5 protein-coding genes are annotated in these 6660 nt (G+C 56.1%); 1 reads left to right on the top strand and 4 read right to left on the bottom strand.

The features are described from left to right. The 3 genes from DMX10_RS31470 to DMX10_RS31460 all read right to left on the bottom strand — a co-directional run. Nucleotides 1-415, bottom strand: a 415-nt coding sequence (locus tag DMX10_RS31470) for a DUF421 domain-containing protein (protein WP_256604892.1), incomplete at its 3' end; no start/stop codon positions are given. A gap of 10 nt (nt 416-425) precedes the next feature. Then, entirely contained in the window at nt 426-941 is a 516-nt protein-coding gene (locus tag DMX10_RS31465; RefSeq protein ID WP_146603108.1) for a hypothetical protein, read from the bottom strand. Nucleotides 942-962: 21 nt separating this feature from the next. Next, entirely contained in the window at nt 963-1433 is a 471-nt protein-coding gene (locus DMX10_RS31460) for a hemerythrin domain-containing protein (protein ID WP_111264773.1), read from the bottom strand. 331 nt (nt 1434-1764) lie between these two features. Here DMX10_RS31460 and DMX10_RS31455 point away from each other — a divergent pair, with 331 nt between their 5' ends. Next, entirely contained in the window at nt 1765-4323 is a 2559-nt protein-coding gene (locus tag DMX10_RS31455; RefSeq protein ID WP_256604891.1) for an EAL domain-containing protein, read from the top strand. A gap of 891 nt (nt 4324-5214) precedes the next feature. Here the strand turns inward: DMX10_RS31455 and DMX10_RS31450 are convergent. Further along, nucleotides 5215-6354, bottom strand: a complete 1140-nt coding sequence (locus DMX10_RS31450; RefSeq protein WP_111264772.1) for a calcium-binding protein — start codon at nt 6352-6354, stop codon at nt 5215-5217. Nucleotides 6355-6660 lie beyond the last annotated feature (306 nt).

The raw sequence follows: 6660 nt of genomic DNA, 5'->3' as shown, positions 1-6660 counted from the left end.
GCGTTACTTGACCGACTACTACAACCATCAACGGCCACACAGCCACAACGACTACCAGACACCAGCACGGCGTGAAGAGCTGGCTGGATAGACCTAAAACAGTGTCCAGATTCACTTGACCACTACAGTTTTCCACCACAATTGTGGGCGAGCCCTCAAGCCAAAGGTCGAAGACTGGCCAACGCCATTTGATCAATGAAAAGCCCACATCAATAGCAATCAGAGTGGCAATCACCAGGACGGCATTGGTGATGGAGAAATCATCGCCCAGCAACGCCTGCTGGGTGGCCTCGCCAATGATCAGCAGCAGGACGAAGTCGAATATGGTCAACTCCGACAACGAGCGCCGTCCCGAGAACTTGAAGATCACTAGCAACGTGAAATAGATCGCTGCAGCCCTTAGCACGGAGTCCATGGCGAATCCTTCAGGGGTAAATGAACTGGCTCAGGTCGATCGTCTCGCCGCCACCTAGAATGCGCGAGCGATAAAGCCCCACCCCGTCGGCGCGAACGCCTAGGTGGACGCGAACGTGTCCCTGCGCATCTGGCTGCAGTCGTAGGCTGAGCCCCGTATTGCGATGGGTGGCACCGCTTTCCGGTTGCGGATGGATGCTTTCCACGGTGCTTCCCTCAAGCATTTCACCCTCAAGCTCCAGGCTTAGCGCCTCGCCCGGCTTGCCTTTGATGTCTATTACGAGGGTGCTGGTTGCACCATTTCGCAGGAAGCGTTCGTAATCTACGTGCAGCCGCCCTTGGGCTCCCCTGGCCTCAACGCTACTCAGCACCCCCTTGGAGAACAGGCCTAGCAAGGTGAGCAGGACGACGAGCAGAAGCAGCCAGCTACCGATTCGTTCCAGGGCCCACAAGCGACGCTGGACACGCATGCTTTCGTGAACCGGGTAGTCACGATCTCGGAGGTCTTCAGGGGCCAACTGCGGCATGCCCATCGTCCAGCCTCCAAGTCAGGCTGCGTTGCTTTGCAGTTCCTGCTTCATGGACTTCTTAAGAGCCTCCATCTCGGCACCAAGCTCTGCGAGTTTCTGCTTACCCAACAGCTTGGAGGCTTTAGGAAACATTTCCTTCTCCTCCTCCTCGATGTGGTGCTCCACCAGCTCTTTGAGCACTTTCGCCCGACCGGCGAATTCGAGGGAAGAGGGCGGGGTCTGTTTAAGGTCAGGTAGTACCAGGGAATCCACGGTCCGGTGCTCTTCCTTCGCCTCGGCCCACATGACGCTCTCGTCTTTCTCGCCGGCAGCCTTGAAGGCGGGGTAGAAGATCTGCTCCTCAATGGTGGTATGAATGAGCAGCTCGATTTCGATTCTGCGGAGCAGCTCGGTGCGGGTTTTCACACCCCGCTCTGTGGTGTTTTTGAGCTGTTCCAAGAGAACTTTTACAGTGACGTGGTCCTGTTTGAGCAGTTCGATAGCGTTCATCGTTTTGTCCTCATCTGCTTCACGGGCTCCGGTACGTGCCATTGCCTCTCTAAGTGACTGACGCCAGCGAAGCGAAGCCGTTCAAGCTTTTCATCCTTTCGCTTCAACGCCTGCGAAAGCATGCATACATGAAGGTTCCACAGGGGGTCGAGGCCGCACTCGCCAAGCAGAACAGCTTGAAAGACTGAGCAAGATTTTCGCGAATCGAGGGGCTATAGAGATCCAGCCAGGGCGAGAGGCACATCGGCGCTGGGCTAGACGACCAAACGCACGGAACACGGGGTCGCCCTCGTCTATGGTGTTTGTAGGACAAATGCCCAGGGACTTGGTCATGACCACAACGTATCGGTCCAAGCGCACCCGATTGATGAGCCGGACCATCCTCAGCTTCATAGCCCTTTTTTGCGCAGCCACGCTTGGCGCCATTCTCCTGCTCTTCCATATTGCCCGGAACCTGGATCAGGTCGAGCAGGACGAAAGTCGGTTTTACGCAGAGAAGGCCTTCGCTGAACGCAAAAGCGCTACGGCCGCCATGCTGCAGACCTATGCAGTTTGGACATCCGCCTATGAACATCTGAATGATGAGGTCGATGTTCAATGGGCGTTCGATGCGAACAACGTCGGCCCCTCTCTTTACTTCAACAATGGCTTCGAGGGCGTGTTTGTCCTCGGAGACGGCCAGACGAAGTACTCGTTGATGGAAGGCAAGCTGACTGACACCCCCTTCGAGAGTGTTATCACTTACCCCAAGGACGAGATCGTTGCTCGCGCGCGGAACGCCGCGCGAAAGCAGCAAAGCACTGCCGAATATGTTCTGTTTCGGAGCAAGCCAGCTCTTCTAACCGCCTCTGCCATAACGCCTGGTGACCGAGATCCAAGTGCTGTCATCGAGAGCGCGTCCGTTCTTGTCTTCATCGACACGCTGACCCCAACGAAGCTAATGAAGCTGGGGCGTTCATTCGGCGTGAAAGACCTGCAAGTTGTCGAGGGTGAGTTCGAGAGGGATAAAATCCCGCTGGGTGATACCGCCTTCGCCTTGACGTGGACAGCATCGACACCAGGCCTTGAGCTGTTATGGGCCGTTTTACCACCCCTGCTTGCAGCTGTTGCGCTGATCGGCATCTTGATGGCGCTCTTCATCGGCCAGGCCATCAATCATTCCAGAGAGCTGGATAAGAACTACGATTCGCTCAAACAATCCCAAGAGGATCTTCAGTACAGCGAAGAGCGCTTCAGAGCCGTCGCCGAATCCTCGTCCGATTGGATCTGGGAAACCGACTTTCAGCACCGGCTGATCTACCTATCGGCTCGCTTCACCGATCTGACTGGTTTAGCCATTAGCGATTGGATCGGCCGTCCTCTCGAAGAGCTGATGCTGGGCGATTCCACCAATCTCTCCAATTGGTTGGATTGCTTAAAAGACAGCGACTGTTCGGCCCGTAGCCTGCGCTGCGTCTATCGGGACCATCTCAGCCAGCAGCGCGTGTGTCGCCTCTCCGCGACCGCGATCATCACCGGGGAAGGCTTCGGCGGCTTCCGCGGAACGGCCAGCGACATCACTGACGAGGTCGCAGCCCATGCCAAGATCCAGCACCTTTCCCTTCACGATGCCCTGACCGGACTCCCCAATCGCAACGGCCTCGCCAGCTACACAGCGGAGAAGCTTGTCCCTTCCATCGATACTGACTTCGCGGTGATTCTGCTCGATCTGGATCACTTCAAGCCTATCAACGACAACCTCGGCCACCCAGCCAGCGACGCGGTCCTGGTAGAAATTGCCTCAAGGCTTCGCGCTTGCGTGCGCGACAACGACTTGGTCGCCCGTCTTGGAGGAGACGAGTTCGTGGTAATCCTGACAGTGCCTGGTAACAAGCAGGCAATCGATCAGTTCTGCACCCGTCTGATCACTGAAATTCAGAGAGAAGTGCTCTACGAGGATCATGTTCTCAACGTGGGAACAAGCATCGGGATCGCATTGGCGAATGAGCATGGGCATGACGTGGTCAACCTTATGCGCTTGGCTGATGTGGCTCTGTATAAGGCCAAAGCCGATGGCCGAAACACCTGGCGCTACTTCTCGCCAGAGCTCAATAGCAAGATGGAGGAGAACCATCGAGTCGAGCTGCTGCTGCGCCGGGCATTGAGCAAGAACCAGTTCGTGCTGCACTTCCAGCCACGCTACAAAATGCGTAACACGGAGATCGCTTCCATCGAGGCCCTGGTGCGCTGGCACCATCCCGAGCGGGGACTAATTGGGCCGGATGAATTCATCGGCATTGCCGAGGAGTCGGACATCATCGTCAAGCTAGGCCGCTGGGTGCTGAACGAAGCTTGTGAAACAGCCATGCAGTGGCCCTCTCACTTGGTGGTGTCCGTGAACGTCTCTCCCGCTCAATTCACTCGCAGCAATATCGTTGAGGATGTCCGCGAAGCGCTGAGGCTGTCGGGCCTGCAGGCGAACCGGCTTGAACTGGAGATCACCGAAAACGTGATGCTCAACGATATCGAAGGCGCGTTGAAAACCATGCATGCACTCAAGGAGCTTGGCGTGAAGCTCAACATGGATGACTTCGGTACCGGCTATTCGTCCCTGGGCTATTTACGGACCTATCCCTTCGACAGCATCAAGATCGACAAGCGCTTCATCGCCTCACTAGCCAAGGGGGGCAATGACCGCACCATTGTCCAAGCCATCATCCACCTAGGGCGGGCGATGGGTATGACGGTCACGGCGGAAGGCGTAGAAACTGAGGATCAATACGAAATACTGAAGAGTGATCAGTGCAACGAAGTGCAGGGATTTCTGCTCAGCAAGCCCATCGCCAAGGAACAGCTACTCTCCGTCTTGGCGGAATCACCCAAGCCCGTGAAAATTGCCAAGAAAGCATGATGGTAGTCAGGCTACTGCAGCTCGTTCACGAAGCGGTTCTGCTTCGATACACCCTGCGGCTGGAGCCAGGTAGCGGAGCCCCCTGTTTGATACTCATCACACGCGCTGCGATCTCATTCGGGTACCAGCCAAACTCTTCTTCAAGTGCCGACCGGATATTTGTCCTTACGACCTGAGGGGCAGACCGAACGTAAAGCTCGGCATGGCGCTGAACATCCTCTGGCAAGTTTCGAAGGTGAATGAGCGCCTCCTCAACTGTGGGGCATCTTCCATTGATTTCCTTGAAACGAGCAGGAAGCGCTGTCCATACAACGCCCTCTACACCGATAGAGCGGGCCCAGCGCGCAATTTCTTGTTCGTATGGATAGCGCCGACCATAGCTGGGGGTACTACCGACACACCTTGGCTGTGAGGATGGAATCTTCTCCCTGAGTCTTAAGAACTCCCTGGCTGCGGCCAGGGATTGGGTTTCAACTACGGTCCAAAGGACGCGTGACAGAGGGGCGCCAGGCGAGATCACTGCGTCGAGCTCGCCGCCGTCGCCCACGCGAACGAAATCGATGGCAAGGTCGGGCCCGTCATGTCGCCAGCCTCCCCTCACCGGCAGGATCCCTGGTTTCCATATCAGCGATCCCCATCCAAGACAGGCAATTTTCATCGCTCAATGATTCCCATGCGTTACTGACTGCTTCCAGCGTCCGCCGGTGCGCTCCTAACTCCATGAGCCTGGCTGATCTCATTTCGTCAAAAACTACAGTGAACTGTCTCGGTGGCTGTTTTGCCCCACTTTACAGAAGTCCGAAGCACTGGCTATCAGAGGACGCCAGCTTTGTTCGGGCTGCATGTTTTTTGAGCACTATCGCCTCAATAAGCGCGGTCGGGCGTATGGGCTTATTGCAATCCGGTGCGGGCCAGTGCAGCTCCAGTAGCCAGTACAAAGTCCAATAAGCCTTCGATTGCGGGCGCCGCTTTAGCGTCTACATAGAAATGCTGCGGGGTGCTCAGACTCGCCTGTGGCGAGTTCGCTGGTGGCAGCCCTACGCGCTGACGAACCGCTGCCTCATTGAGCACTGAGCCGTCGTCGAAGCGAATCTTCTCGATCACAAACGCCTTATTGAGGAAATAGTTTTTGATGGTAATGCGCTGGTTGGTATTCAGCTCCAAAACCAGATCCCCACGCGCCTCTCCAGTGATCCGGGTGTAAACGGGGCTTTCATCGCCTCGAATATGCAGGGTGTCGATATTGCCTGGTGTGGTGTCGTAGTCCTGGATTTCGGTGAGGCTGATCTCGGCGTGGCGCCAGTCAGAGTTGACTAGGTAGTAGTCGCCGCCCGGTCCGCCATACAGGCGGTCGCTACGGTGCGGGCTGATGGTAAACGACGGACTCTCACTATTGCCGGCGTTGAGCACATCGCTATAGCGGCTTCCGATCAGCAGATCGTGTCCCCAGTGCGACGAGATGTAGGTGGCCTGATCTCCCGCAGACAAATGATCTGGCTTCTCGCCGCCGCTCAAACGAATGCGCCCTTCTGTATAGCTCGGTGGTTCGTCGGCATGAGGCATAGATGCCGGATCGAAATGGAATGCGCGTAGCATGTCCTTATCGGTCAGCACTTTGCCATTAAAACGAAAGCGCTCGATGCGAAAAGCCGGATCGAGAAAAAAGTTATGAAAGACAGCCACATCTTCATCGCCGCCATACCCTCGTATATGTAAATCATCTCCATGGCGTTCGATGCCCGCGATATTTTCCGCAGACTCACCGAAGTCAAAAGTATCGATGTTTCCCGGTGTGGGATCGAAATCGAGGATTTCCTGAGTGCCGCCGGCGTACTGGCCCATGTAGTAATCGTTACCTAGGCCGCCGTAAAGACGGTTGGCCCCCTCGCCCGGGTAGAGCGAGTCGGACCCGGGACTATCGATCAGAATGTCGTCACCAGCGCCGCCAACGAGGCGGCTGGGTTGGAACGGAGCCACCAGAAAATCATCATCCGGTGTGCCTTGCACGAGCAAGCGAGAGGGAGCGGCCATGATAGGGCCTCATGTGTGGATAGAAGGCACGCCACTACAAGAAGGCCAGCCGGGACTGTTGAGCATAGGACAGTTAAAAGCTTTGTCAGGACCAAAGCTTTCCAGCCGAGAAGCTCAATCAGCCGACATTTAAGAGTGTCAGCTCTTGGCCGGTAGCTGCCTATGATCAGCGTCTGCTTTCGGCCGATTCTGTTGAAAAAGTAGCTTTAGCGGCAGCCAGCCGGTCGGATGTGCCTGCTGTCGAAGTGGCTGCAAGCCACTTCAAGTTGCCTTCCGGCGTTTCACTGAGCGTCCTTGCTCAGGTTT

The sequence above is a fragment of the Pseudomonas sp. 57B-090624 genome, assembly GCF_003234055.1.
Classification (GTDB): Bacteria; Pseudomonadota; Gammaproteobacteria; order Pseudomonadales; family Pseudomonadaceae; genus Metapseudomonas; species Metapseudomonas tohonis.
The sequence above is the reverse complement of the archived record's forward strand: the minus strand, read 5'-3'. Positions and strand labels throughout refer to the sequence as shown.